Origin of the sequence: Nocardia sp. NBC_01499 (assembly GCF_045040275.1) — a bacterium.
In the GTDB taxonomy this organism is placed as follows: Bacteria; Actinomycetota; Actinomycetes; order Mycobacteriales; family Mycobacteriaceae; genus Nocardia.
Window position 1 is genome coordinate 8,657,366 of sequence record NZ_CP109426.1, and the last position, 25,813, is coordinate 8,683,178.

Here is a 25,813-nt window from a genome sequence, read left to right on the forward strand (position 1 = left end):
GGGTGCATATGGTCGGAATCGGCGGGGCCGGGATGTCCGGTATCGCGCGGATTCTGCTCTCCCGCGGTGGCGCCGTATCCGGCTCGGACGCCAAGGAAAGCCGCGGCGTGCTGGCGTTGCGGGCGCGGGGCGCGCAGGTGCGCATCGGCCACGACGCCAGCGCCCTCGATCTGCTGCCCGGCGGACCGACCGTGGTGGTCACCACCTACGCGGCCATTCCGAAGACCAATCCCGAACTGGTGGAAGCGAATCGGCGCGACATCCCGGTGCTGCTTCGCCCGGCCGTGCTCGCGTCGCTGATGCAGGGCCATCGCACCCTGCTCGTCTCCGGCACGCACGGCAAGACCTCGACCACCTCGATGCTCATTGTCGCGTTGCAGCACTGCGGATTCGACCCGTCCTTCGCGGTCGGCGGCGAGCTGAACGAGGCAGGCACCAACGCCCACCACGGCACCGGGGACATCTTCGTCGCCGAGGCCGACGAGAGCGACGGGTCGCTGCTGCAGTACGACCCGGACGTCGCCGTGGTCACCAACATCGAATCCGATCACCTCGACTACTTCGGCACCGACGAGGCCTACGTCCAGGTCTTCGACGATTTCGCCGACCGGCTCACCGAAGGCGGCCTGCTGGTGGTGTGTTTGGACGATCCGGGTTCCTCGGCACTGGCCGAACGGGTCGGCGCCAAGCTGGCCGCGAAGAACATTCGCGTACTCGGTTACGGCTCCGGCGAGCTCGCCGACGCGCCGGTGCCCGTCGGCGTGCGCTTGCACAGCTGGGAGCCGCGCGATGTCGGCGGCATTGCCCAGTTCCAGCTCGACGACGAAGCGACGCCGCGCACCCTGCGATTGTCGGTGCCCGGCAGGCATATGGCGTTGAACGCGCTCGCCGCGCTGCTCGCCGCCCGCGCGGCGGGGGCCGACATGGACGAAATCATCCAGGGCCTGGAGGGTTTCGGCGGCGTGCACCGTCGATTCCAGTTCGCGGGCCGAGAGAACGGGGTGCGCGTCTTCGACGACTACGCACACCATCCGACCGAGGTGCGTGCCGTGCTCGGCGCCGCCGCGGAGCTGGTGCAGCAGGAGGCCCGTGACGGGGCCAGGTCTCGGCAGGGCCGGGTGATCGTGGTCTTCCAACCGCACCTGTACAGCCGCACCGCGACTTTCGCACAGGACTTCGGCGCCGCGCTGAGCCTCGCCGACGAGGTGGTCGTGCTCGATGTGTTCGGCGCGCGGGAGAAGCCGCTGCCCGGCGTGAACGGCGCGCTGGTGGCCCAGTCGGTCACCAAACCCGTGCACTATCAGCCGGATATGTCGCGCGTCGGCCGTCAGGTTGCGAAGCTCGCGCTGCCCGGTGACGTGGTGATCACCATGGGTGCCGGCGACGTCACGATGCTCGGCAGCCAGATCCTCGACGGTTTACGGGCGCGTCCGCAGTACGGGCGGTGAGGCTGTGAGCGGAACGGTGGGCCGCCGAGCGCGTTTCGGCGCGGCGCGGTCGTCCGGTGCGCGGATCAGCCCGAGCGGGTGGCGGCGGATTCGGTTGTGGGGATTGCTCGGCGTGTGCGTGCTCGTCATCGTCGGTGGTGTCGCCTGGTTCACGCCGGTGCTCTCGGTGCGCACGGTGCGGATCGACGGCGTGGTCACGGTGCCCGAGCAGCAGGTGCGCGGCTTGCTCGAAATCCCTTCGGGGCGGTCGATGTTGCGCATCGATACCACCGCCATCGCCCGGCGGGTCGCGAGCATTCCGAAGGTGCGCACGGCCAGGGTGCAGCGCGTTTTCCCGTCGACGGTGCGGGTGACCGTTGTCGAGCGGGTGCCCGTGCTGTTCTTCGACAGTCCGCAGGGCGCGCATCTACTCGACGCGGAGAGCGTGGAGTTCGCGATCGAGGACGCGCCGATCGGGGTGCCCAAGTTGGTCACCGATCATCCGGCCAGCGACGCGCCCGTGACCAGGGCCGCGGTCGCGGTGCTCGCCGCGTTGCCGCCCGCGCTGGTCGTTCAGGTGGACGAGGTTGTGGCGCGGTCTATTTCGGATGTTTCGTTGAATCTGAAGGACGGCCGCACGGTACTCTGGGGCGGGATGAACGACGCCGAACGCAAGTCGGCGGTCGTGCTCCCGCTGCTGACCCGCCCTGGAACGGTGTTCGATGTGTCGAGTCCCAATCTGGTCACGGTAAAGTGAGCGATACCCATTGCGCCCGCGTCGAATTGCAGAATTCGACGGGTGGTGTTCGCAGACTCTCCGTGGTCCCGCGAACTGCTGCCTCCGGGCCTGACGCTCACGTCACCGGCCTCCGCCGGGACCAGAGCGCCGGGGGGCAACCGTTCACCATACGTCGTGCGGCGCGGCGAGACGAGAGGGATCACACAAGATTCTCTCTCTTGTTTCGGCGCGCCTGCGCGCGTATTGCGGCGGCGGCGAATAGCGTTCCGCAGCAGTCGGATACTTGACATAACGCTAACCCTATGGTTGAGGTTTAGGGTTTGCCCGGGCGGTGGATCGCTGAGTGAAGCCGCTCAGGCGAGACTCGGCCCAAAGAACGGGCGGAGTGTCTCGAATCCGAAAACGACAGGCTTTAGATCGAAGGAAGGCGAGAGCCCATGACGCCCCCGCACAACTACCTTGCCGTGATCAAGGTCGTCGGTATCGGCGGCGGCGGTGTGAATGCCGTCAACCGGATGATCGAACAGGGCCTCAAAGGTGTCGAGTTCATCGCGGTCAACACCGACGCGCAGGCCCTGCTGATGAGTGATGCCGACGTCAAGCTCGACGTCGGCCGCGAACTCACCCGTGGTCTCGGCGCCGGCGCCGATCCCGAGGTCGGCCGCAGGGCCGCCGAGGACCACAAGGACGAGATCGAAGAGGTGCTCAAGGGCGCCGACATGGTCTTCGTGACCGCGGGCGAGGGCGGCGGCACCGGTACCGGTGGTGCCCCGGTCGTCGCCCAGATCGCGCGCAAGCTCGGCGCGTTGACCATCGGCGTCGTCACGCGCCCGTTCTCGTTCGAGGGCAAGCGGCGCGGCGGCCAGGCCGAGACCGGCATCGGCCAGCTGCGCGAGTCCTGCGACACGCTCATCGTGATCCCCAACGACCGGCTGCTGCAGCTCGGCGACGCGGCGGTCAGCCTGATGGACGCGTTCCGCTCGGCGGACGAGGTGTTGCTCAACGGTGTCCAGGGCATCACCGACCTGATCACCACCCCCGGCCTGATCAACGTCGACTTCGCCGACGTCAAGAGCGTGATGTCCGGCGCGGGCAGCGCGCTGATGGGCATCGGCTCCGCGCGCGGCGAGGGCCGCTCGGTGAAAGCCGCCGAGTCGGCGATCAACTCGCCGCTGCTCGAGGCGTCCATGGACGGCGCGCACGGCGTGCTGCTTTCCATCGCGGGCGGCTCCGACCTCGGCCTATTCGAGATCAACGAGGCCGCGTCGCTGGTACAGGAGGCCGCGCACATCGAGGCCAACATCATCTTCGGCACGGTGATCGACGACTCGCTCGGCGACGAAGTGCGAGTCACCGTGATCGCAGCGGGTTTTGACGGGGGAGGTCCCGCCCGGCGGACCTTCGAGAACCCGAGCCGGAGCACCATCGGATCGGCCCGCGCAGGCGAGATCGGTCAGAACCGTCCGGCCGAGGTAGCGGCACGCAGCACCGACATCGCCTCCGCCACCGCGAGCTCAACCAGCTCGACCCGCGGCGCGGTCCCGAGCTACCGGGAAACCGAGAAGGCCCGCATGGCCGACCCGACCGTCGCGAACAACGCACGGGCGCACATCGAACCCCCCGACGACGATGACGACGACGTCGACGTGCCGTCCTTCATGCGGCGGTGACGCGAACCCAGCGCACAGCACACCCACAAAGGCCCTGACCCCCAACGGGATCAGGGCCTTCGCGCCGTCCACACCCCCTCTCAAAACCCCGCTCTTGCTAACAGTCCCCTCCGGCCGCGCGGGAGTGTGGTGTAGCGCTCGGCTCGGGGGTCTGGCGCGCTACTAGGCTCGGTGACATGACTTCCGCCCCTACGCTGACCGTTCGACGAGTGACTACGACCAGGGCGGGTGGGTTCTCTGCCCCGCCGTATGAGTCGTTCAATCTGGGCGATCACGTGGGCGACGATCCGGCGACGGTGCGGCGCAACCGGGATCGGCTGGCCGAGGGGATCGGGCTGACGCCTGATCGGCTGGTGTGGATGGAGCAGATCCACGGGCGCAATGTCGAGATCATCGACGGGCCACGGGAGGAGCCGGTGCCTGCCACCGACGCGATCGTGACCAACGTTCCCGGCCTCGCGCTGGTGGTGTTGACCGCCGACTGTGTGCCGATCCTGTTGTCCGACGACGAAGCGGGCGTCATGGCCGCCGTGCACGCCGGACGCATCGGCGCGCGGATCGGCATCGTGCCAAAGGTGCTCGAGGCGATGGTGTCCATCGGTGCGCGGGTCGACCGGATCGGTGCGCTCCTCGGCCCAGCCGCGTCCGGGCGCCAATACGAAGTGCCCGCCGCGATGCGTGCCGATGTCGAGAAGCACCTGCCCGGCAGCGCCGCCACCACCGTGCGTAAAACCCCCTCGCTCGATCTGCGCGCCGGAATCAGCAGGCAGCTCCTCGAAGCCGGAGTCAACGGGGTCGCCATCGACCCGCGCTGCACCATCGAAGACCGCACCCTGTTCAGCCATCGCCGCGGCGCGCCGACCGGACGGCTCGCCAGCGCGATCTGGGCGGAGGTGCGGTAGTGAGTCATCCGGAAGCCGTTGCGGCGCAAGTCGACGCGCGAACCGCCGAGCTGGCCACCAACCTGTCCGCGCTACTCCAGCGCGTCGACGCCGCCTGCCTCGCGGCGGGGCGCGACGCGGACTCGGTGCGTCTACTCCCCGTGACGAAGTTCTTCCCCGCCGACGACGTGGCGATCCTGTACCGCCTCGGTCGACGCGAGTTCGGCGAGTCGCGCGAGCAGGAGGCAACGGCGAAAGTCGCGACACTGCCGTCTTTGGTAGCCAAGGGTGCTGAAGGTGACGAAGGCCGCTCAGATGTGCAGTGGCACATGATAGGACGCCTGCAACGCAACAAAGCACGGGTCGTCGCGCGTTGGGCGCACACCGTGCATTCGGTCGACAGCGAACGACTGGCAACGGCCCTTGACGGGGGTGCGCGCGCCGCGCTCGACGCGGGGGAGCGGACCGACCCGGTGCGCGTCCTGTTGCAGGTGAGCCTGGATGACGACCCCTCGCGCGGCGGTGTCGCACCCGACGAATTGGCCGGGCTCGCGGAACATGTTGCGGCGTCTCAGGGATTACGACTGTCCGGTCTGATGGCCATTCCCCCATTGGGGGCTGAGTCTGATGCGGCATTTGCGCGACTTGCGACTTTGCACACCCTGCTGCTCGCCGAGCATCCCGGCGCGACAGAACTTTCGGCGGGAATGTCGGGCGATCTGGAATCCGCCATCCAACACGGCTCAACGTGTGTGCGTGTCGGTACCGCCTTGATGGGCGCTCGACCGATAACCTCGGCGTAGCAAAGAAACCTCATCAGTCACATTCGACACATATGCTTGAGGCAGACGAGGGCTGAGCAAGACTTCAACACCCGGCCGCCACCGGGGCCGAAGGAAGGTCGACCAATATGAGCGAGCGCAGCGAGCGAGTTCTCGACGCAGCCACCATCGTGGTCATGACTGCGCCGAGCGTCAGCGAGGCCAGGTCATGAGCGAGCGCAGCGAGCGGCCAGAAGATGCAGCCACTTGCGTGGTCATGCCGGAGCCGAGCGCTAGCGAGGTGGAGGCATGAGCACGCTGCATAAGTTCAAGGCGTACTTCGGTATGGTTCCGCTCGAAGACTACGAAGACGACTACGTCGACGATCGCGCCCCTCGGGGTAGTGACGATCGCGTAGCGCGTCGCCCTCGGCCCCGTGACTACCCAGAACGCGACGGCTACGCTGCCGATCGCTACGCCGAAGACCGTTACGGCGCAGATCATTACGCCGCCGACGGATTCGACCGCGAGGACGCCGGTTACCCGGAGCCCGCGTACAAGTCGCCGTACCAGGCCGGCTACCCGGTCTCCCGCCGCGACGAGTACGCCGACCAGTCCTACGGCGAGGATCGCTACGAGACGCAGCGACGTCCCACTCGGATCGAGACCGCGCCCTCGTCGGGCCGGTTCCGCGCGGGTGGCAGCGTGCCACCGCTGCGCGGCGCCACCCGTGGTGCGCTCGCCGTCGATCCCGATGCCGAGGAGCGGCGGCTGGAGGAGCGCGTGCGCCCCGAACCGGCGCCAGCCCGCAGGCCGGGGATCTTCGAGGACGGAGGTCCCTTGTCCAAGATCACCACACTGCGCCCGCGTGACTACAGCGAGGCCAGGATCATCGGCGAGCGGTTCCGCGAGGGCAACCCCGTGATCATGGACCTGGTCGACCTGAGCAACGCCGACGCCAAGCGCCTCGTCGACTTCGCCGCCGGGCTGGCGTTCGCGCTGCGTGGCTCGTTCGACAAGGTCGCCACGAAGGTGTTCCTCCTCTCACCGGCCGACGTCGACGTATCAGCCGAAGAACGCCGTCGCATCGCCGAGACCGGCTTCTACACCCAGAAATAAGGTCGTGATCTGGGGGGTGTCGCAGACCGGTCGCAGGTGGGGCGGCGCGGTCATTTTGCGCAAAGCGGATTTTGCGGCAGAGTGAACTCGTGGCCTTGTTCGCGGTGCTGTACTTCGTACTGTTCATCTTCTGGCTGTTGCTGATCAGCCGGGTGATCGTCGAGTTCATCCGTAGCTTCGCTCGTGACTGGCGCCCTACCGGTGTCGTGGTCATCATCCTCGAGGTGATCTTCACGATCACCGACCCTCCGGTGAAACTCCTGAGGCGGTTGATACCACCGGTGTCATTGGGAGGAATTCGCCTGGATCTGTCGATTATGGTCTTGCTTTTCATCGTCTTCATCTTGATGTCGATCGTGGGCAGGCTCGGGCAACCGGTAGCCCCGGTGTGACAGAATGGGCCGTGAAGTAGCTTGCTAGATCTGCTAGATCTCCAAAAGACGCGTGAAGGGATCCTTCCATGCCGCTGACTCCAGCCGATGTGCACAACGTCGCGTTCAGCAAACCGCCGATCGGGAAGCGCGGCTACAACGAGGATGAAGTCGACGCCTTCCTGGATCTCGTCGAGCAGGAACTCTCGCGTCTGATCGAGGAAAACGCCGATCTGCGTCAACGGGTCGCCGAACTCGACGCGGAACTGGCTGATGCCAAGAAGAATCGCGGTCCTGTCGGCCCGAACAACGTGAAAGCGCCTGTCCAGCAGGCCCCGCCGCCGCCTCCGGAGCCGATCAAGCCGCCGGTGCAGCAGGCGCCGCCCGCGCCGATGCCTGCGCCGCCCGCCCCGAAGGAACCGCCGAGCGCGGACGCGAATCTGCAGGCAGCCAAGGTGCTCAGCCTCGCCCAGGAGATGGCGGACCGGCTGACCAGCGACGCGAAGGGCGAGGCGGAAAACCTGCTCTCGAACGCCAGGGCAAACTCCGAGCGTCTCGTCGGCGATGCCAGGACCCGGTCCGAGGCGATGATCGCCGACGCGCGCCAGAAGGCCGACGCCATGCTGTCGGACGCGCAGTCCCGTTCGGACAACCAGCTGCGTCAGGCCAAGGAAAAGGCCGACGCGCTGCAGGCCGACGCCGAGCGCAAGCACACCGAGATCATGGCGACCATCACCCAGCAGCGCAGCGTGCTGGAGAGCCGGATCGAGCAGCTCAAGACCTTCGAGCGGGAGTACCGGGTGCGGCTGAAGTCCTACCTGGAGTCGCAGCTCGAAGAGCTGGAGAACCGCGGCTCGGCGGTCCCGGTCGACGGTGGCGAGGCCTTCGCCGACGCCAACACGGCCAACAACCTGCAGCCCGCCACATTCGCCAAGGGTGGCAAGTAAGCCGCTCACCCGAGCACAACCCCCCGGGGGGTCACCATGCTCGTCTTGACGCTTGTTCTTGCCGCCGTCGGCTTCGCCCTACTGGTCGCAGCGCTGACCACCGGATCGGTGATCTGGGCGTGGGGCTGCATCGTGGTGTGCGTGCTCGGTGCGGTGCTGTTGCTTGTCAATGCCCTGTCTATGCGTAAGCCGGACGGAGATTCCGCTCCGCCGCCTGGTCGCCACGCCAAACGCTAGGCGCGCCTTAACCAGGTTTCACCGCACTGGCTAGAATCAAACATGAACAACATGGTGTTGATCCGGCCATCACCGGGGAGCCTTCGGAAGAACGGCACCCGCTGCCCGCTCGGCGGCGCTGCCAAGTAGAACCGAACGGGTGAGCCCGTCACAGCTCACAACGAGAGGTTCGGCCGCTCCGGCCGGACAAGCGGGGTGGTACCGCGGTATCGGCGCACCGGCGTCGAGATCGTCCCCGTGCCAACGATCACGGCACGAGGAGACGCATCCGCGATGGCGGACCAAACTTCCAGCAACAGTGCGTACCCGCGCGTCGACCTCGGGGTCGGCAGTGGGGCGACGTTCCCCGACATGGAGCGTCGGGTGCTAGACGCATGGGCGGCCGCCGACACCTTCCGCGCGAGCATCGAAAACCGTTCCGGGGCAGCGGAGTTCGTCTTCTACGACGGACCGCCGTTTGCGAACGGGCTGCCACATTACGGGCATTTGCTCACCGGATACGTCAAAGATCTCGTTCCGCGTTTCCAGACCATGCGCGGCAAGCGTGTCGACCGGCGTTTCGGCTGGGATTGTCACGGATTGCCGGCGGAGCTCGAGGCGGAAAAGCAGCTCGGTATCACGGACAAATCACAGATCGACGCAATGGGCCTCGCCGAATTCAACGCGGCCTGTAAATCTTCCGTGCTGCGTTACACCGGCGAATGGCGCGATTACGTGACGCGTCAGGCTCGCTGGGTCGACTTCGACAACGACTACAAGACACTTGATCTCGACTTCATGGAGTCGGTGATGTGGGCGTTCAAGTCGCTGCACGAGAAGGGGCTGATCTACCAGGGTTTCCGGGTGCTGCCCTATAGCTGGTACGAGCAGACGCCGCTGTCGAATCAGGAAACCCGCCTCGACGACGCGTACAAGATGCGCCAGGATCCGGCGGTCACCGTCGACATGGTGCTTCGCGTGCCCGCCGAGCATCCGCTGCACGTGCTCGACGGCGCCAACGCGCTGATCTGGACCACCACCCCGTGGACCCTGCCGTCCAACCTCGCGATCGCGGTGCACCCCGACGTCCGCTACGTGCACCTGCGCGGCGCCGACGGCAAGCGCTATCTGCTGGCGGCCGAACGCGTGTCGCACTACACCCGCGAACTCGGCGACGAGCCCGAGGTACTCGGCGAGTTCGACGGCGCCGCGCTCACCGACCTGTCCTACGAGCCGCCGTTCGACTTCTTCCTCGGGCATCCGCGCGCGCACCGCATGCTCAACGCCGACTACGTGACCACCGACTCCGGCACCGGAATCGTGCACCTCGCACCGGCCTTCGGTGAAGAGGACATGGATGTCGCCACCGCCAACGGCATCGAGATCGTGCAGCCGCTGGACCAGGGCGGCAAGTTCACCTCGATGGTGCCGCCGTACGAGGGCCTGATGGTGTTCGACGCCAACCCGGTGATCATCAAGGACCTCAAGGCCGCGGGGAAGCTGTTGCGGCACGAGACGATCGAGCACTCCTACCCGCACAGCTGGCGCTCCGGTCAGCCGCTGATCTACATGGCGGTGCCGTCCTGGTTCGTCGCGGTGACCAAGTTCCGCGACCGGATGGTCGAGCTGAACAAGCAGATCGACTGGGTGCCCGAGCACATCCGCGACGGTCAGTTCGGCAAGTGGCTCGAAGGCGCGCGGGACTGGAACATCAGCCGGAACCGCTACTGGGGCAGCCCGATCCCGGCGTGGGTCTCCGACGACCCGGCCTATCCGCGGATGGACGTGTACGGCTCGCTCGACGAGCTCGAACGCGATTTCGGCGTGCGCCCGACCGACCTGCACCGGCCGATGATCGACGACCTCACTCGGCCGAATCCCGATGACCCGACCGGCAAGTCGACCATGCGCCGGGTGCCGGAGGTGCTCGACTGCTGGTTCGAGTCGGGCTCGATGCCGTTCGCCCAGGTGCACTACCCGTTCGAGAACAAGGAGTGGTTCGACGGCCACTTCCCCGGCGACTTCATCGTCGAGTACAACGGGCAGACCCGAGGCTGGTTCTACACGCTGCACGTGCTGGCGACCGCGCTTTTCGACAGTCATGCCTTCAAAACCGTTGCCGCGCACGGCATCGTGCTCGGTGACGACGGCCTGAAGATGAGCAAGTCCAAGGGCAACTACCCGAACGTCAACGAGGTGTTCGATCGGGACGGCTCCGACGCCATGCGCTGGTTCCTGATGAGCTCGCCGATCCTGCGCGGCGGCAATCTCATCGTCACCGAGCGCGGCATCCGCGAGGGCGTCAGCCACGCGCTGCGGCCGCTGTGGAACGCGTGGACGTTCCTGCAGCTGTACGCCTCGAAACCCGGTACCTGGCGCACGGATTCACCGAACGTGCTCGACCGCTACATCCTGGCCAAGCTCGCGCAAACCCGGGACGTGATGACCGAGGCGCTGGAGACCTACGACATCGCCGGTGCCTGCGAGGAGCTGCGCGGGTTCGCCGACGCGCTCACCAATTGGTATGTGCGGCGGTCGCGTTCGCGTTTCTGGAGCGAGGAACCGGATGCGGTGGACACACTGCACACGGTGCTCGAGGTGGTCACCAGGCTGGCCGCGCCGCTGCTTCCGCTGATCACCGAGGTGATCTGGCGCGGGCTCACCGGCGGCGAGTCGGTGCATCTGACCGACTGGCCGAAAGATGGTGAGCTGCCCGCTGATCCGGAGCTGGTCGCCGCGATGGACGAGGCCAGGGTGGTCTGCTCGACGGTGCTGAGCCTGCGCAAGGCGCAGAACCTGCGGGTGCGGCTGCCGCTGGCCGAGGTGACCATCGCCGCGGCCGATGCCGAGCGGCTCGCGCCCTACGCCGACATCATCGCCGACGAGGTCAACGTCAAGAAGGTCGACCTGACCACCGACGTCGCCGTGCACGGCCGCTTCGAGCTGGTCGTCAACGCCCGTGCCGCCGGCCCGCGCCTCGGCAAGGACGTGCAGACGGTGATCAAGGCGGTCAAGGCGGGCGAATGGTCCGAGGACGCCGACGGCGTCGTCACCGCCGCCGGAATCGCCCTGCTCCCTGAGGAATACACGCAGCGGCTGGTCGCCGCCGAACCCGAGTCCACCGCCGCCCTGCCCGGCAATGCCGGCCTGGTGGTGCTGAACTCGGTGGTCACCGAGGAACTCGAGGCCGAGGGCTGGGCCCGCGACCTCATCCGCGATCTCCAGGAGACCCGAAAGTCCTTGGGACTGGACGTCTCCGACCGGATCACGGTGCTGCTCGAGGTACCAGCGGACCGGGCCGGATGGGCCGATACGCACCGCGACCTGATCGCGGGCGAAATCCTCGCCACCACCCTCACCCTCGGCGACGCGGGTGCCGACGCCGCCGATCTGGTCGGCGGCGCGCGTGCCAAGGTAACCAAGGCCTGACCGTTCGAGGCAGTGCGGGCGGGGCCGAAGCCGGTCCCGCCCGTTCTGCTATGTGATGTAGATCACATGCTAGAGATTTGCTGAAGTGTCGTCGCAGGTCGGGGCCGCGCGGCAGAATCAGAAGTGGTACTGCTGTTGCGGAGATGGACTTCTGAGGCAGCAGTGAGTTCGTGGATTGTCCTACCTGAAACGTGCTGTGTCCGGCGTTGCCGCGCCGGGTGCGGCGGCTGCGGCTCCTTGTGGATGGCGCTGCTCGACCCAGGCGTCCGCCGGGACCGCCGGATGGTGACCCGCACGCCGGGCCGCCGGAAGGGACGAGCACGTGAACAGAAAACCCTTGCGTCGCATCGCTTTCGGATTCCTCCTAGCGACGGCCGCGACGTTGCTCCTTGCGGGTCAGGGATGGTCGGACACCGGAAGCGCGACCGGCAGCGCCGAATCTCTGTCCGCCTCCGGTTCCGCCGCGATCCCGCTGCCGAGCTCGCACGGGGTAGGTGCGCTGGCGGCGGCCACATCGCAGACCGGAAAGCCCTACCAGTGGGGCGGCACCGGCCCGTTCGCCTGGGACTGCTCGGGCCTGGTCCAGTGGGCGTTCCGGCAGGTCGGCGTCAACATTCCGCGCACGACCTGGGAGCAGGCCAGAGCAGGAGCGCCCGTCCCGTTCTTCGCGCTCTCACCCGGCGACGTGGTGGTGCTGAACACCGACGGCTCGCACGTCGGCATCTACGCCGGGTTCGGCCAGATCTTCAACGCCTACGACTGGGGCGTGCCCGTCGGCCTCAGCCCGCTGCGCCAGTTCGACATCTACGCCATCCGCCGCTTCTAGCGGCACGCCTGGCCGCACCGGCGATTTCCGGTGCGGGACATCAGGATTCGTGCGACTCAGTCGGCGTCTTCGACGAGACTGCGCAGCAGCGGTGCGTACTGCGGGTTGGCCAGCGCCGAGGCGAACTGGGCGACCAGGTAGTCGGCCGGATTGCCGGTGTCGTACCAGCTGCCGCGGATCACCTGGCCGAACACCGGGTTGTCGGCCGCGTGCACGTTGATCGCGTCGGTCAGGTAGACCTCGCCCGAGCGGTGCTCGTACCAGGCCTTGGTCTGCGTGCGCAGCTCGTCGATGATGCCGGGGGTGACCACATAGCCGCCGATCGCGGCGAAGTCCGACGGCGCGTCCTCGGGCTTGGGCTTTTCCCGCAGGCCGGTGATGCGCAGCAGCCCGTTGCCCTGGTCGTCCGCGACGACCGGCACGCCGTAGCGCTGGGACTCGGCCGGGTCCATCGGCATCAGCGCGAGCACCGGGGCGCCGGTAGCCTCGTAGGCGTCGATCAGCTGCTGGGCGCGCGGGACCTCGGCGACGAACACGTCGTCGGGCCACAGCACCAGCATCGGCTCGTCGCCGAGATTGCGGGCCGCGTTCAGGACGGGGGTGCCGTTGCCGTAGGGGCCGTGCTGGTCGAGGTAGGTGATGTGGCCGAGCCTGGACAGTTCGCCGACCTCTTCGACGGCGTCGGCGTACGCGGTCTTCCCGTCCGAACGTAGCTGTGCGACCAACGCCGGATTGGGCCGGAAGTGGTCCTGGATCAACGATTTTCCGCTGCTGACCACGATGGTGATGTCGGTGATGCCCGACGCGACCAGCTCGCGGACCGTGTGTTCGATGACCGGCTTATCGCCGACCGGCAGCATCTCCTTCGGGATGGCCTTGGTCAGCGGGAGGAGCCGGGAACCGATACCGGCGGCCGGGATCACGGCCTTGCGGATCTTCATGCGTCCGATCATCACACATGAAGCTGGACCGCAAGGGCGGTCCCCGTGCTTCGTCAACTGTATACCGAAACCGTGTAGTGCGTCAGCGCGGTCGATATCTGCCCAGGTCGTGGGCTGGTTGTCCGTTCAAGGCCTGGTAGCTGACGAGTGGTCGACCGCCGGTGATCTCTACAGGAAATCAACAGCAAGTACGTAGTGACTACCCAGCGTCGGGACCTGTCCGGATCTGTCGGTGTTCGGGCGTAGATTTCCGTTCGTGAGTACCGACAAGGCGCCGCGATCGGCGGATTCGACCTGGTTGGGGGAGTTCGTGCCGCGCAGCGCCGACCAGCTGCCGGTGCGTGTACCCAAGCCAAGGAAACCCTCGGCGAAACCACGGTGAGCGAGCAGCATCCACCTGCGCGCGCCGCCGCGCAGAGCCCTGTACCCACCGACGTCCAGAGCGCTGTACCCGCCGATGTGGGGAGCGTTGTGACCGCCGATGTGGGGAGCCCCGTGCGTGCCGACGCGCAGAGCACTGCGCGGCGCTGGGTGCTGCACATCGATATGGATGCGTTCTACGCGTCCGTCGAGCAACTGACCCGCCCCACGTTGCGCGGGCGCCCGGTGCTCGTCGGCGGCACCGGCGGGCGCGGTGTCGTCGCTGGCGCGAGTTACGAGGCGCGGGTGTACGGCGCGCGTTCGGCGATGCCGATGCATATGGCGCGCAGGCTGGTCGGCGTCACCGCGGTGGTCGTTCCGCCGCGCGGCGTCGTCTACGGCACGTTGAGCGGTCAGGTGTTCGACGCGCTGCGCAGCCGAATCCCGGTGCTGGAAACGCTGTCGTTCGACGAGGCGTTCGGCGAGCCCGCCGAACTGGCCGGCGCCACGGTGGCGCGGGTACAGGAGTTCTGCGAGGAGCTGCGTGCGGTGGTGCGCGAACGCACCGGACTCACTGCCTCGGTGGGTGCCGGCACCGGCAAGCAGCTCGCCAAGATCGCCTCCGCGCTCGCCAAACCCGATGGGATACGGGTGGTTTCGGCGGTCGAGCAGCCCGAGATGCTTGCCGCGCTTCCGGTCAGGAAGCTGTGGGGGATCGGCCCGGTGGCCGAGCACAAGCTGCGCTCGCTCGGCATCGAGACCGTCGGCGCGTTCGCCGCGCTGCCGGAATCGGAGGCGATGTCGATCCTCGGCGGCAGCGTCGGCGCCGCGCTGCACCGGCTGGCCCGCGGCATCGATGACCGTCCGGTCGCCGAACGCAACGAGGCCAGACAGATCAGCGCCGAAACCACCTTCGAGACCGACATCGTCACGCTGGCCCAATTGCGTCCCGCCATCGAGTCGATGGCGGCGGCCGCGCATCGCCGCCTGGTCAAGGACGGTCGCGCCGCCCGCACGGTGGTCCTCAAGCTGCGCAAATCCGATATGAGCATCGTGACGCGCTCGTTCACCCTGCCGTACGCGACCGAGGACCTCACCACGCTCACCACCGCCGCCCAGCGTTCCGCGATCGACCCGACCGAGCTCGGCCCGATCCGGTTGGTCGGCGTCGGCTACGGCGGACTGTCCACCGTGCGGCAGGAATCCTTGTTCCCCGAACTCGATCAGGCACCCGTCGCCGAGGAACAGAGCGCGGCCCCCGCCGAGCCCGAATCGGACACCGCGGACACCGGACCCCTGGCGACAGCGCTGCTGAGTCCGCTCTGGCACCCCGGCATGGACGTCGAACACGCCGAGCACGGCCACGGCTGGGTGCAGGGCGGCGGCTACGGCGTGGTGACCGTCCGATTCGAGACCCGCTCGACCGGTCCTGGCCCGGCACGCACCTTCGCCGCCGACGATCCGAGTCTGACCAGAGCCGATCCGCTGCACAGTCTGCGGTGACCACGCCAAGCGAACGGCTCGACATCGCCGAGCCCAGCGGCTACGTTCGCTGCCGACGACATCAGTCAGTCCCGTGTGGGTCCACGCGGTAGTCCTCTGTGCCGGTAGCCTGGGTGCTCGTGCAGCGCCGCCGGTCGGGTGGAGGCTGCCATTGGTGGACATGACACGGACCTACTCGAACGCAAAGGACGAGCAGTTGAAGCTTCGTAAGACTGGACGCATCGCGATCGCCGGACTGGCCGTCGTTGCCGCGCTGGGTATGACCGCGTGCAGCAGCGACAGCAAGGACAGCAAGCCAGCGGCCAAGACGTCGACCAGCGCAAGCGCGTCGGCATCGGCCAACACCGCGAACCTGCCGCCGGTCCCGACTGTCGACGAGCTGAACACCGCCTTGACCCGCGCGCTCGACCCGACGGTTCCCGCGGCGGAGAAGCTGGACGGCGTCCAAGGTGCCGAGGCCGACCCGACCCTGCCGGATCGCCTCTCGCAGGCCGCCAAGGGCGCCGATGTGAAGATCACCGTCACCGACGTCACCAGCTTCGGCGACAGCGTCAACGCCAAGGCCAAGTTCGTGGTGAACGGCCAGGAGAACATCGTCGACGTCCCGTTCGTCGCCGACAACGGCAAGTGGAAGATCCAGAAGTCCTGGGCCTGCGCCATGCTGACCAACCTTGGCCAGACCTCGACGGCCTGCAGCTAGTTCGTTTCGTCGCGGCCGACTCAACCCGAGTCGGCCGCGACAACGGTCTGTTTGTCCGGTGCCGCACGGTTGCCGAATACGCAGGCTGAGTGCGTGATTCGAGCACCGGTAGCTGGGACTCTGTGTCGTCGGATGATTTCGCGCTAGCATCCACCGTCGTGACTGTCAGTGACGCTGTGCGCGAATCCGCCCAACCGTCGGCACAGCGGGGGGATCCGCAGGAACACTTCCTCGGCGCCGCCGCTCGACGAATCAAGATATTGGCAGTCGTCAGCGGCCTGATCGCCGTTATCGCGGCGATCTCGATCCCGTTCCTTCCGGTCCGGCAGGACCAGTCCAGCGTGGCGTGGCCGCAGACGGCCGCGGTGACCTCGGTGACATCGCCGCTGATCACCTACGCGCCGATGAATCTCTCGGCGCAGATCCCGTGCGCCGCTTTCACCGCCCTCGCGGATTCGGGCGGCGTCGTGGTGTCGACGATTCCGCGTCAGTCACCCGACCTGGAGCACTACGGCTTCGTGGCCAAAGTCGTTGCTGACACGGCGGACCGGCCGGGCCGGGTCGACGTGGTGTCGCGCAACACGTTGCTGTGGTCGTCACCGCTGAGCGCTGTCCGCGATCACTCCTGTTCGGTCGGCATCGAGATGAATACCAAGCGGACCACGGTGTCGGTCCAGGGTCTCGGGGATTCGGACAAGGAGTTCACGACCGACGTCCGTCCGCAGGTGGTCGGTGTCTTCAGCGAGCTGACCGGCGCGGTGCCGTCGGGTTTGCACGTGAATGTTCAAGTCGATTCTCGCTTTTCGTCGTCGCCGACACCGCTGAAGCTGGTCGCGATCGTGCTGGCCGCGTTGGCCACGTTGGTCGCACTCGTCGCGCTGTACCGATTGGACAGCCTCGACGGCCGAAAGTCGCGGCGGTTCCTGCCCACTCGGTGGTGGCGGTTGCGGCCAGCGGACTATCTGGTTTTCGCCACCCTGCTTGTGTGGCACTTCATCGGCGCCAACACCTCTGATGACGGCTATATCATCGGGATGGCGCGCGCTGAGCGCAGCTCCGGATTCATGTCGAACTACTACCGCTGGTTCAGCATCGACGAGGGGCCGTTCTACACGCCGTACACCAACATGATCGGGTTGCTGACCCACGTATCGAACCTGAGCCCTTGGGTTCGGTTGCCCACCTTGATTGTCAGCGTCATCGCCTGGTGGGTGATCAGCCGCGAGCTATTGCCACGGCTCGGCGCCGCCCTTCGTGAGAACTCGGTCGTTGTCTGGACCAGCGCACTGGTGTTCCTCGCGTTCTGGCTGCCCTACAACAACGGGTTGCGCGCCGAACCCTTTGTGGCAGTGGGCATGATCCTCACCTGGGCCTCTGTCGAGCGAGCGATCGCTACTCGTCGGCTGCTGCCCTACGCGCTGGCGATCGTCATCGCGGCGTTCACCTTGACGTGCGCACCCTCGGGTCTGATCTGTGTCGGTGCGCTGGCGGCCGGCGCACGCACGATGATCCCGGTGCTCGTGCGCCGGGCGAAGAACACCGGGTACCTTGCGCTGCTGCTGCCGTTGGTTGCCGCCGGTCTAGTGGTGCTGACCGCGATCTTCGCGGATCGGACCTTTGCGGGAGTGCTCGAGTTTTCCTACGTGCACAACAGGATTCAGCCCGGTGAGTCGTGGTTCATGGAGTTCTTGCGCTACCAGTATCTGCTGCAGCCCAGCGGCGATGGTTGGCTGACACGGCGGTTCGGCATGTTCATGATGCTGCTCGGCCTGGTGGCTTGCGCGGTCGTCATGCTGCGCCGCGGTGGGCACATTCCCGGGACCGCCGTCGGGCCGTCGCGACGACTCATCGGTATCACCATCGCCGCGATGGTGCTGCTGATGTTCTCGCCGACGAAATGGATCCACCTGTTCGGCGTCTTCGCCGGGCTGGCCGCCTGCGTCGCGGGGCTCACCGCCGTCGCGATCAGTCCTCGCGTCACGCGTCCGCTGCGCAACCGGGCACTGTTCGCTGCGGCGGTCTTCTTCGCACTTGCGCTGACTTTCATCGGCTCGAACGGCTACTGGTGGGTGTCTGCGTGGGGAGTCCCTTGGTGGGACAAAGCGCCAACGCTTGCCGGTTTCGGGCTGTCGACCTTCGCGGCGGGCCTTTCGGTGCTCGCACTGGCCGTCGCGGCATGGTTCCACATTCGCCCGGAGACGCAGCCGCGTCCTGACTCGGTGCCCGGTAGGGTCGGCCGTATTCCCGTGCTCGCCGTCGTCGCGGCCGCCATGGTGTTGTTCGAGGTGCTGTCGTTAGCGAAAGCGGCAGTGGCACAGTATCCGGCGTATTCGGTCACCCAATCGAACCTGACCGCAGCCGTTTCCGGTGGCTGCGGACTCGCCGACCAAGTACTGGTCGAGACCGATCCCAACGCATCGGTGTTGAGCCCGCTGACCGGCGACGCCGCGACGGCGCTGGCCGGTTCCGACTCGACCGGATTCACCCCGAATGGGGTAGCTACCGACCTCACCTCCGATGAGGTCGAATCCACCACGGGCAAGGCGAATTCCGTCACCAGCACTGATTCCGATCAGCCCGCCGACCCGAAGGCAGGGTCGAAGTCGCCGGGTTCGGAGACCGGTACATCGAAGGGAGCCGGGATCAACGGCAGCAGTGTCCCGCTGCCCTTCGGCCTGGATCCGGCGACCATCCCGGTGCTCGGCAGCTATCGGGACGGTACCCAGGAACCCGCCGAGTTGACGACGGGGTGGTACCGACTTCCCAGCGACAACAACGGAAGTCGCGGCCCGATCATCTCGATCGCGGTCGCCGGGCGGATCCGGCACGTCGATCGCGACGGCATTGTCCATCCCGGACAGGATCTGCGCCTCGAGTACGGTCGCGCCGAATCCGACGGCACGGCAGTCACTCTCGGCAGTGTGGACCCGATCGACATCGGACCGTCACCGACGTGGCGCAACCTGCGCGTGCCGTTCGACAAGCTGCCAGGTGACGCGAACGTCGTCCGGATCGTCGCGAGCGACAAGGATCTCGGTAAGGATCAGTGGCTCGCGGTGACACCGCCGCGCGTGCCGCAGACGAAGACCCTGAACGACGTGGTCGGTTCGCGGACGCCGGTCCTGCTGGACTGGGAGGTTGCCATGACCTACCCCTGCCAGAACCTCGTGCCAACCCACGCGGGCGTCAGCGACATGCCCAGCTACCGCATCCTGCCGGATCGCAACGGCGCGACCATCACCAACCTCTGGCAGGCGCACGACGGCGGCGGCCCGCTCGGCTGGACCCAACTGCTGTTCACCGCTCGCGCTCTGCCCGCCTATTTGAACAAGGACTGGGATCGCGACTGGGGCTCGATCGAGCAGTACCTGCCGCTCGACCCCAATGCGCAGACGGCGAAGGTCACCATCGACCAAACCCAACGGTGGGGTACCTGGACCCCAGGCCACATCAACACCGACTGGTAGCGAATCGCTGATACGGGTTGGCGCGCAACGCTATACGCGCTCCGACCCGGCAGATGATTCCGCGCGTCGGCCCGCCCGACGGGTACGCCGCGCACGCAACAGGGCGTGCGCGGTAAAGATGGCAAGGGCCGTCCAGATGAGTGCGAACCCTGCCCAGCGGGAGGCAGGCATGGGTTCGTGAGCCACGGCCACGCCCCAGGCCATCTGGAGGGCCGGGGTGAGGTACTGGAGTAGCCCCATGGTCGACAGCGGAACCCGTTGCGCGGCAACGGCGAACAGCAGTAGCGGCACCAGCGTGACCGGGCCGGTCGCCAGCATCAGTCCGGCATGCCCTGCGCTGGAACCGAATTCGCTACGGCCGGTGACCGCGAGCACGATGACGAAGGCGAGTGCGAACGGCGCGGCGACCACCCCCTCGGCGGCGATACCGCGCAACGCGTCCAGCGGGATCACCTTCTTCACCAGACCGTACGTGGCGAACGAACAGGCAAGCACCAGTGCGATGACCGGCGGCCTGCCGTAGTCGACGGTGAGCACGGCCACCGCCACCGCGCCGAGCCCGAGCGCGGCCCACTGCACCTTCGCCAGTCGCTCACGGAAGATGAGCACCCCGAACGCGACCGTCACCAACGGGTTGATGAAGTACCCCAGCGCGCACTCCACGACATGCCCCGACGTGACGCCGTACACATACACACCCCAGTTGATCGCGATCGCCGCCGACGCCACCGCGGCAAGCCGCCAGGTCCGTGCCCCGATGCCACGCAGCTCGCGTAGTCGCCCGGTCACCATCAGCACCGCGAGCACCACCAGCAACGTCCACAGAATCCGCTGCGCGACCACCTCGGCCGCGCTGGCGAACGCCAGCAACCCGAAGAACGCGGGGAACAAACCCCAGAGGAAAAAGGCGCTCGTACCGAACGCAACACCCGGGATAGACCTGCTCCGCTGCACGCTTGCGACGCTACTTCTCACGTAGCCTTGCGGTCATGTCGACTACCGTGCAGGCTTCGCGCGCCACCGGACTCACCGCGGCGGAGGTCGAGCAACGCCGCCGCGACGGGCTCACCAACGATGTACCGGACCGGGCAAGCCGCTCGGTACGCGACATTGTCAGGGCGAACGTCTTCACCAGGATCAACGCCCTGCTCGGCGTGCTGTTCATCCTGGTGCTGGCCACCGGTTCGATCGTCGACGGCATGTTCGGCCTGCTGATCATCGCGAACAGCGCGATCGGCATCATTCAGGAGGTCCGCGCCAAGCGCACCCTGGACAAGCTGGCCATCGTCAGCCAGGCCAAGCCGACCGTGCGCCGCGACGGCAAGGCCGTCGAGGTCGCGCCGCGCGAGGTGGTCCTCGACGACCTGATCGAGCTCGGCCCCGGCGACCAGATCGTGGTCGACGGCGAGGTCGCCGAGGCCTCGCTGCTGGAAATCGATGAATCGTTGCTCACCGGCGAGGCCGACCCGATGGACAAGCAGGTCGGCGCGGAGGTGATGTCGGGCAGCTACGTGGTCTCCGGCAGCGGCTGCTACCGCGCGACCAAGGTCGGCAAGGACGCCTACGCGGCCAAGCTTGCCGACGAGGCAAGCAAGTTCACGCTGGTGAAGTCGGAGCTGCGCAGCGGCATCGACACCATCCTGAAGGTGATCACCTACCTGCTGATCCCGGCGGGCCTGCTGAGCATCTACAACCAGCTGTTCTCCAGCAAGGAGTCGTGGCGGCCCGCGTTGACCGGCATGGTCGCGGCGCTGGTGCCGATGGTGCCCGAGGGCCTGGTGCTGATGACCTCGGTCGCGTTCGCGGTCGGCGTGGTGCGGCTCGGGCGGCGCCAGTGCCTGGTGCAGGAGCTGCCCGCCATCGAGGGCCTCGCCAGGGTGGACGTGGTGTGCGCGGACAAGACCGGCACGCTCACCGAGAACGGCATGCGCCTCTCCGACATCAAGACCCTGGAATCGTTCGAGGACAACGAGGTTCGGCAGGCACTGGCCGCGCTGGCGGCCGACGATCCGCGCCCGAACGCGAGCGTGCAGGCGATCGCCGAGGCGCTGCCGGACGGTCCTGGCTGGCAGCGCACCGCGGTCGCGCCGTTCTCCTCGGCCAAGAAGTGGAGCGGCTGCTCCTACGGCGAACACGGCGACTGGCTGCTCGGCGCGCCCGATGTGCTGCTCGACTCGGATTCCGAAAACGCCAGGGTGGCAGAGGAACTCGGCTCTTCGGGGCTGCGCATCCTGCTGCTGGCCCGCAGCGATCGTCCGGTCGACGCGGCGGACGCGCCTGGCACCGTGCGCCCCGCCGCGCTGGTGGTGCTCGAGCAGCGGGTCCGGCCCGACGCCAAGGAAACGCTCGAATACTTTGCCAGCCAGAATGTTTCGATCAAGGTGATCTCCGGCGACAACGCCGTCTCGGTGGGCGCGGTCGCTTCCTCGCTCGACCTCACCGGCGGCGACCACGCGGTCGACGCGCGCGAATTGCCCGAGGACCGCGAACAACTCGCCGACGTACTGGACAACGAGACCACCTTCGGCCGGGTCCGCCCCGACCAGAAGCGAGCCATGGTGGCCGCCTTGCAGTCTCGCGGCCACACCGTCGCGATGACCGGCGACGGCGTGAACGACGTGCTCGCGCTCAAGGATGCCGACATCGGCGTCGCGATGGGCGCGGGCAGCCCGGCCACCCGCGCGGTGGCGCAGATCGTGTTGCTGGACAACAAGTTCGCGACCCTGCCATACGTGGTCGGTGAGGGACGCCGGGTGATCGGCAATATCGAGCGGGTCTCGAATCTGTTCCTCACCAAGACCGTCTACTCGGTGCTGCTCGCCTTCCTGATCGGCATCGCGGGCGTCGGCTCGCAGATCTTCGGCTACGACCCGATCGGCTACCCGTTCCTGCCGCGCCACGTCACGATCGCCGCCTGGTTCACCATCGGTATCCCGGCGTTCATCCTCTCGCTCGCGCCGAACAACGAGCGCGCGCGCAGCGGATTCGTCCGGCGCGTCATGCGATTGGCCATCCCGTCCGGCGTGGTGATCGGCACCGCCACCTTCGTCGCCTACCTGATCGCCTACGCCGGTCCGGACGCCACCGCGCAGCAGAAGGAGCAGGCGGGCACCACCGCGTTGATCACCCTGATCATGATCGCGGTGTGGGTGCTCGCCATCGTGGCAAGGCCGTACGTGTGGTGGAAGGTGGTGCTCATCTCGGCCTCGGTGGCCGCGTACATCATTCTGTTCACCGTCCCGTTCACCCGCCACTTCTTCAAGCTCGACCCGTCGGATGTCGGACTCACCACGGCCGCATTCATTTGCGGCGCTGTCGGTATCGTGCTCGTCGAGGTCGCGTGGTGGGTCAGCGCGACGCTGCTCGGCGAGAAGCGGCAACTCTTCCCGACCTCGAATAACGGCGTTTCCTGACAAACTGGACATCCGACCCGGCGCGCCGCGAGAAGCCTTGTGCGAGGCGACCATTCAGTGTTGGAGTACCTTCTCCCAATATGGAGGTACTGCTGCACCAGATCGACGCGTTCGCCGACGCACCGTTCTCGGGCAACCCAGCCGCGGTGATGCCGCTCCCGTCGTGGCTCCCGGATTCGTTGCTGCAACACCTGGCCGAGGAGAACAACCTCGCCGAAACCGCCTTCTACACCGCGGAATTACCGCCGGAGGCCGGTGCGCCTCCAGGAGATTGGCCCGCGTTCCACCTGCGCTGGTTCACCCCCGCCGTCGAGGTCGACATGTGCGGGCACGCCACGGTGGCCAGTGCCGCACAGATTTTGGAGGACATGCACCCCGGCGCCGACCGGGTGAGCTTCTTCACCCGCAGCGGCTGGCTGCACGTCGACCGCACCGACGACGATGAATTCGTGCTCGATCTGCCCGCGGTGCCGAGCGCCGAGGTGGAACCCGATCTGGTCCTCGTCGCCGCGCTCGGGGTGCGCGCGGTGCGCGCCTGCACCGGCACCGACGAGGTCATCGTGGTGGCCACCGAACAGGAAGTCCGCGACGCCGTACCGATTTTCACCGCGTTCCCCCCGTTGCCGCGCGGTGCCATCGTCACCGCGCGCGGCGAGAGCGCCGACTTCGTCTCGCGCTTCTTCGCGCCAGGCGTCGGCGTGCTGGAGGACCCGGTCACCGGATCGGCGCACGCCCAACTGGTTCCGCTGTGGGCCGGTGAACTCGGCCGCACCGAACTCACCGCCCGCCAGCTCTCCCGCCGCGGCGGCAGCCTGCGCTGCGAACTCGTCGGCGACCGGGTGCTACTCGTCGGACGATGCCGCCGGTACCTGGATGGGGTTGTGCAACTACCGGACTGACGGGAGCCCTTGCGACTCACGCGTGCTGCCAGCACAGCTCGCGCGCCTTGGCGCCGCCGAAACGTGGCCGTGCCGCCATCGAGTCGCGCTCTGTCACCACGGCGCTGTGAATCACTGTTGCGGCGTGGTGATTTCAGGCCTCCGCTGGGATGAGGCGGGGATGAATCATCCCGGCGGAGGTCTGTCCCGCGAGGTTCGCGACGACTCGGGTTCGGCCGAATCATGCACGGGCCGTGCCGGTTTCGACCTGGTCAAGGCTGGTCCTCGAGGGGAAACAGGATCGGGCTCAACAGGTATTGGGTGCGGTCGGGGGTCGCCTCGTTGGCTAGTGCGGGCAGGATCGCCGCGCGCATGCCCGCGATCAACTCGAGCACCTCGTCGTCGCTGAGCCAGACCGCGTGCTGGCGGTAACCGACCGCGTCACGGGTCAGGTCGGCCTCGGGACGATCGAGGTAGGCGTTGAACTCGGCGAGCAGGGTGGCCATCGCGGTGGCGAATACCCGGCGGTGGTCGTCCGGGTTCAGCGATCGAGCGGATTCGGGGTCGATGGTCGCGCGGTCCTGGCGCAGCCGGTAGCGGCGCTGCACGGCGCCACGAACCCGCTGCTCCTCGGCCACTTCGAGAATGCCGCCCGCGGTGAGCATTTCGACATGCCGATAGACGGTCGCCTTCGACGTATCGGGAAGTCGCTCGCACAGCTGGGCGGTGGTGAGCATGCGCCCGCCGCGCATGGCGTGCACGATCCGCAACCGCACCGGGTGCGCCAGCAGCTCCATGGAATCCATTGCTCTACGATCTCACAGCTGATACCGTTCTCAAACATGAGAACGGTAATGGAATCGGATGGGCCTACGGCCGTCCGAGTCGTGGAGTTGGTGCGTGACGGCGAGTTCACGCGGGTCGCGGAGTTGTTCGACGGACCGTTGCGGGCAGCGGTCTCGCCGGATTCGCTGCGCGCCGCCTGGATGGCCGAAATGAGCAGGGTCGGTGCGGTTTCCGTGATCGGCGAGCCTGCGTTGGAGCCGTGCGGTGACGGTCTGATTCGCGCGAGTGTGCCGGTGGTGTGCGAGCGCGGCGGCTTCACCATGATCATGTCCATCGATGCGGCGGGCCTGCTGCAAGGGCTGCGGTTGGCCGACACCGACACCGCGTGGACGCCGCCGGGCTATGCCGACCCGAGCGCCTTCGAGGAGCGCGAGATCACCGTCGGCTCAGGCGAACTCGCGGTCGATGGCACGCTGAGCGTGCCGCGCGGCTCCGGCCCATGGCCCGCTGTCGTCCTGCTCTCCGGCGGTGGTCCGTTCGATCGAGACGAAACCGGCGGTCCGAACAAGCCGTTCAAGGATCTGGCTTGGGGCCTGGCGAGCCGCGGTGTCGCTGTGCTTCGCTTCGACAAGGTGACCTACGCGCATCCGCACGTGGCCGACCAGGCTGGCTTCACAATGGCCGATGAGTATGTGCCACACGCGGTTTCGGCCGTCGATCTGCTCCGGAAACGCCCGGACATCGACCGCGTCTTCCTGCTCGGCCACAGCATGGGCGGCAAGGTCGCGCCGCGGGTAGCGGCCGCGGCACCGGAGGTCGCCGGACTGGTGATCATGGCGGGCGATACCCAGCCCATGCAGCACGCCGCCGTCCGGGTCATCCGCTATATCGCGGCGCTCGAACCCGGCCCGGACTCCGATGCCGCGGTTGCCGCGATCACCCGACAGGCTGCGGTGGTGGACGGCCCGACGCTATCCCCGGAGACTCCGCGTGTGGACCTGCCCTTCGGTTTCTCCGGCACCTACTGGCTGGATCTGCTTGCCTACCAACCCGTCTCGACCGCCGCCGCCCTGACCAAGCCCCTACTGATCCTGCAAGGCGCACGCGACTACCAGGTGACCGTCGCCGACGACCTCGCCGGTTGGCAGGCAGGCCTCGCCGACCACCCCGACACCACGCTCCGCGTCTACGAACAAGCTGATCACCTCTTCTTCCCCGGTGACGGCCCCTCCGCGCCAAGCGACTACCAGACCCCACAGCACGTCGACCTCGCCGTCATCGCTGACATTGCCAACTGGCTATTGCGGCACTGACGGCCCGACCGCGCCGCGCACCCTGCTCTCTCGCGCACGAATCAGCTCACGCGGCAGGAGAACCGT

Annotated in this window: 21 protein-coding genes; 18 read left to right on the top strand and 3 right to left on the bottom strand. The window is 67.2% G+C overall.

Annotation, left to right across the window (positions count from 1 at the left end):
* Nucleotides 1–8: 8 nt before the first annotated feature.
* The 11 genes from murC to OG203_RS39475 all read left to right on the top strand — a co-directional run bounded on the left by murC (nt 9) and on the right by OG203_RS39475 (nt 12,386).
* A complete protein-coding gene (gene murC, locus OG203_RS39425; protein WP_405168143.1) occupies nt 9–1,448 on the top strand; it encodes a UDP-N-acetylmuramate--L-alanine ligase in 1,440 nt (479 codons plus the stop codon).
* 64 nt (nt 1,449–1,512) lie between these two features.
* Nucleotides 1,513–2,184 (top strand): cell division protein FtsQ/DivIB, encoded by a 672-nt coding sequence (locus OG203_RS39430; protein WP_405168144.1) that lies wholly within the window; start codon nt 1,513–1,515, stop codon nt 2,182–2,184.
* Nucleotides 2,185–2,603: 419 nt separating this feature from the next.
* Entirely contained in the window at nt 2,604–3,836 is a 1,233-nt protein-coding gene (gene ftsZ, locus OG203_RS39435; protein WP_405162287.1) for a cell division protein FtsZ, read from the top strand.
* A 176-nt stretch (nt 3,837–4,012) separates the two neighbouring features.
* On the top strand, nt 4,013–4,738 hold the full coding sequence (gene pgeF, locus OG203_RS39440) for a peptidoglycan editing factor PgeF (protein ID WP_405162288.1): 726 nt from the start codon (nt 4,013–4,015) through the stop codon (nt 4,736–4,738).
* The gene (locus OG203_RS39445) at nt 4,738–5,520 is read left to right on the top strand and encodes a YggS family pyridoxal phosphate-dependent enzyme (RefSeq protein ID WP_405162289.1); all 783 of its coding nucleotides are present in this window, start codon (nt 4,738–4,740) and stop codon (nt 5,518–5,520) included. The genes pgeF and OG203_RS39445 overlap by 1 nt, the downstream gene beginning before the upstream one ends.
* Nucleotides 5,521–5,787: 267 nt before the next feature.
* A complete protein-coding gene (locus OG203_RS39450; RefSeq protein ID WP_405162290.1) occupies nt 5,788–6,597 on the top strand; it encodes a cell division protein SepF in 810 nt (269 codons plus the stop codon).
* Between the two features lie 89 nt (nt 6,598–6,686).
* Nucleotides 6,687–6,989 carry a YggT family protein gene (locus OG203_RS39455; protein ID WP_014983168.1) on the top strand — a complete coding sequence of 101 codons (303 nt, stop codon included), beginning with the start codon at nt 6,687–6,689 and terminating at the stop codon, nt 6,987–6,989.
* Between the two features lie 68 nt (nt 6,990–7,057).
* Entirely contained in the window at nt 7,058–7,915 is an 858-nt protein-coding gene (locus OG203_RS39460) for a DivIVA domain-containing protein (RefSeq protein ID WP_405162291.1), read from the top strand.
* A gap of 36 nt (nt 7,916–7,951) precedes the next feature.
* Nucleotides 7,952–8,152, top strand: a complete 201-nt coding sequence (locus tag OG203_RS39465) for a hypothetical protein (protein ID WP_405162292.1) — start codon at nt 7,952–7,954, stop codon at nt 8,150–8,152.
* A 273-nt stretch (nt 8,153–8,425) separates the two neighbouring features.
* Nucleotides 8,426–11,560 carry an isoleucine--tRNA ligase gene (ileS, locus tag OG203_RS39470; RefSeq protein ID WP_405162293.1) on the top strand — a complete coding sequence of 1,045 codons (3,135 nt, stop codon included), beginning with the start codon at nt 8,426–8,428 and terminating at the stop codon, nt 11,558–11,560.
* 337 nt (nt 11,561–11,897) lie between these two features.
* Entirely contained in the window at nt 11,898–12,386 is a 489-nt protein-coding gene (locus OG203_RS39475; protein ID WP_405168145.1) for an NlpC/P60 family protein, read from the top strand.
* Nucleotides 12,387–12,442: 56 nt separating this feature from the next.
* On the opposite strand, the gene OG203_RS39480 is transcribed toward OG203_RS39475, so the two are convergent.
* A complete protein-coding gene (locus OG203_RS39480; RefSeq protein ID WP_405162294.1) occupies nt 12,443–13,327 on the bottom strand; it encodes a UTP--glucose-1-phosphate uridylyltransferase in 885 nt (294 codons plus the stop codon).
* A gap of 256 nt (nt 13,328–13,583) precedes the next feature.
* On the opposite strand from OG203_RS39480, the gene OG203_RS39485 reads away from it, so the two are divergent.
* The 4 genes from OG203_RS39485 to OG203_RS39500 all read left to right on the top strand — a co-directional run bounded on the left by OG203_RS39485 (nt 13,584) and on the right by OG203_RS39500 (nt 19,357).
* The gene (locus OG203_RS39485; protein ID WP_405162295.1) at nt 13,584–13,709 is read left to right on the top strand and encodes a hypothetical protein; all 126 of its coding nucleotides are present in this window, start codon (nt 13,584–13,586) and stop codon (nt 13,707–13,709) included.
* Nucleotides 13,710–13,873: 164 nt separating this feature from the next.
* Entirely contained in the window at nt 13,874–15,190 is a 1,317-nt protein-coding gene (locus tag OG203_RS39490) for a DNA polymerase IV (protein ID WP_405168146.1), read from the top strand.
* Nucleotides 15,191–15,386: 196 nt separating this feature from the next.
* Nucleotides 15,387–15,890: a hypothetical protein gene (locus OG203_RS39495; protein WP_405162296.1), complete on the top strand. Its 504-nt coding sequence runs from the start codon at nt 15,387–15,389 to the stop codon at nt 15,888–15,890.
* Nucleotides 15,891–16,048: 158 nt separating this feature from the next.
* Entirely contained in the window at nt 16,049–19,357 is a 3,309-nt protein-coding gene (locus tag OG203_RS39500; protein WP_405162297.1) for an arabinosyltransferase domain-containing protein, read from the top strand.
* Nucleotides 19,358–19,387: 30 nt separating this feature from the next.
* Here OG203_RS39500 and rarD read toward each other — a convergent pair whose 3' ends face one another.
* Nucleotides 19,388–20,311, bottom strand: a complete 924-nt coding sequence (gene rarD, locus OG203_RS39505; protein WP_405162298.1) for an EamA family transporter RarD — start codon at nt 20,309–20,311, stop codon at nt 19,388–19,390.
* Between the two features lie 35 nt (nt 20,312–20,346).
* Between rarD and OG203_RS39510 the strand changes: the two genes are divergently transcribed.
* Together OG203_RS39510 and OG203_RS39515 are read left to right on the top strand one after the other, a co-directional pair.
* A complete protein-coding gene (locus tag OG203_RS39510; RefSeq protein WP_405162299.1) occupies nt 20,347–22,770 on the top strand; it encodes an HAD-IC family P-type ATPase in 2,424 nt (807 codons plus the stop codon).
* Nucleotides 22,771–22,850: 80 nt separating this feature from the next.
* Nucleotides 22,851–23,669, top strand: coding sequence for a PhzF family phenazine biosynthesis protein (locus OG203_RS39515; protein ID WP_405162300.1), 819 nt, complete (start codon nt 22,851–22,853; stop codon nt 23,667–23,669).
* Between the two features lie 251 nt (nt 23,670–23,920).
* Here the strand turns inward: OG203_RS39515 and OG203_RS39520 are convergent, their stop codons facing one another.
* Entirely contained in the window at nt 23,921–24,454 is a 534-nt protein-coding gene (locus OG203_RS39520; protein ID WP_405162301.1) for a helix-turn-helix domain-containing protein, read from the bottom strand.
* A gap of 36 nt (nt 24,455–24,490) precedes the next feature.
* On the opposite strand from OG203_RS39520, the gene OG203_RS39525 reads away from it, so the two are divergent.
* Nucleotides 24,491–25,747 carry an alpha/beta fold hydrolase gene (locus OG203_RS39525; protein ID WP_405162302.1) on the top strand — a complete coding sequence of 419 codons (1,257 nt, stop codon included), beginning with the start codon at nt 24,491–24,493 and terminating at the stop codon, nt 25,745–25,747.
* Nucleotides 25,748–25,813: the final 66 nt, after the last annotated feature.

Excerpts from the sequence above, each read along its gene's own strand:
- murC (WP_405168143.1), top strand. The coding sequence starts at position 9 with ATGGTCGGAATCGGCGGGGCCGGGATGTCCGGTATCGCGCGGATTCTG.
- ftsZ (WP_405162287.1), top strand. The coding sequence starts at position 2,604 with ATGACGCCCCCGCACAACTACCTTGCCGTGATCAAGGTCGTCGGTATC.
- pgeF (WP_405162288.1), top strand. The coding sequence starts at position 4,013 with ATGACTTCCGCCCCTACGCTGACCGTTCGACGAGTGACTACGACCAGG.
- OG203_RS39450 (WP_405162290.1), top strand. The coding sequence starts at position 5,788 with ATGAGCACGCTGCATAAGTTCAAGGCGTACTTCGGTATGGTTCCGCTC.
- OG203_RS39460 (WP_405162291.1), top strand. The coding sequence starts at position 7,058 with ATGCCGCTGACTCCAGCCGATGTGCACAACGTCGCGTTCAGCAAACCG.
- OG203_RS39465 (WP_405162292.1), top strand. The coding sequence starts at position 7,952 with ATGCTCGTCTTGACGCTTGTTCTTGCCGCCGTCGGCTTCGCCCTACTG.
- ileS (WP_405162293.1), top strand. The coding sequence starts at position 8,426 with ATGGCGGACCAAACTTCCAGCAACAGTGCGTACCCGCGCGTCGACCTC.
- OG203_RS39480 (WP_405162294.1), bottom strand. The coding sequence starts at position 13,327 with ATGAAGATCCGCAAGGCCGTGATCCCGGCCGCCGGTATCGGTTCCCGG.
- OG203_RS39490 (WP_405168146.1), top strand. The coding sequence starts at position 13,874 with ATGGATGCGTTCTACGCGTCCGTCGAGCAACTGACCCGCCCCACGTTG.
- OG203_RS39510 (WP_405162299.1), top strand. The coding sequence starts at position 20,347 with ATGTCGACTACCGTGCAGGCTTCGCGCGCCACCGGACTCACCGCGGCG.
- OG203_RS39515 (WP_405162300.1), top strand. The coding sequence starts at position 22,851 with ATGGAGGTACTGCTGCACCAGATCGACGCGTTCGCCGACGCACCGTTC.
- OG203_RS39520 (WP_405162301.1), bottom strand. The coding sequence starts at position 24,454 with ATGGATTCCATGGAGCTGCTGGCGCACCCGGTGCGGTTGCGGATCGTG.
- OG203_RS39525 (WP_405162302.1), top strand. The coding sequence starts at position 24,491 with ATGAGAACGGTAATGGAATCGGATGGGCCTACGGCCGTCCGAGTCGTG.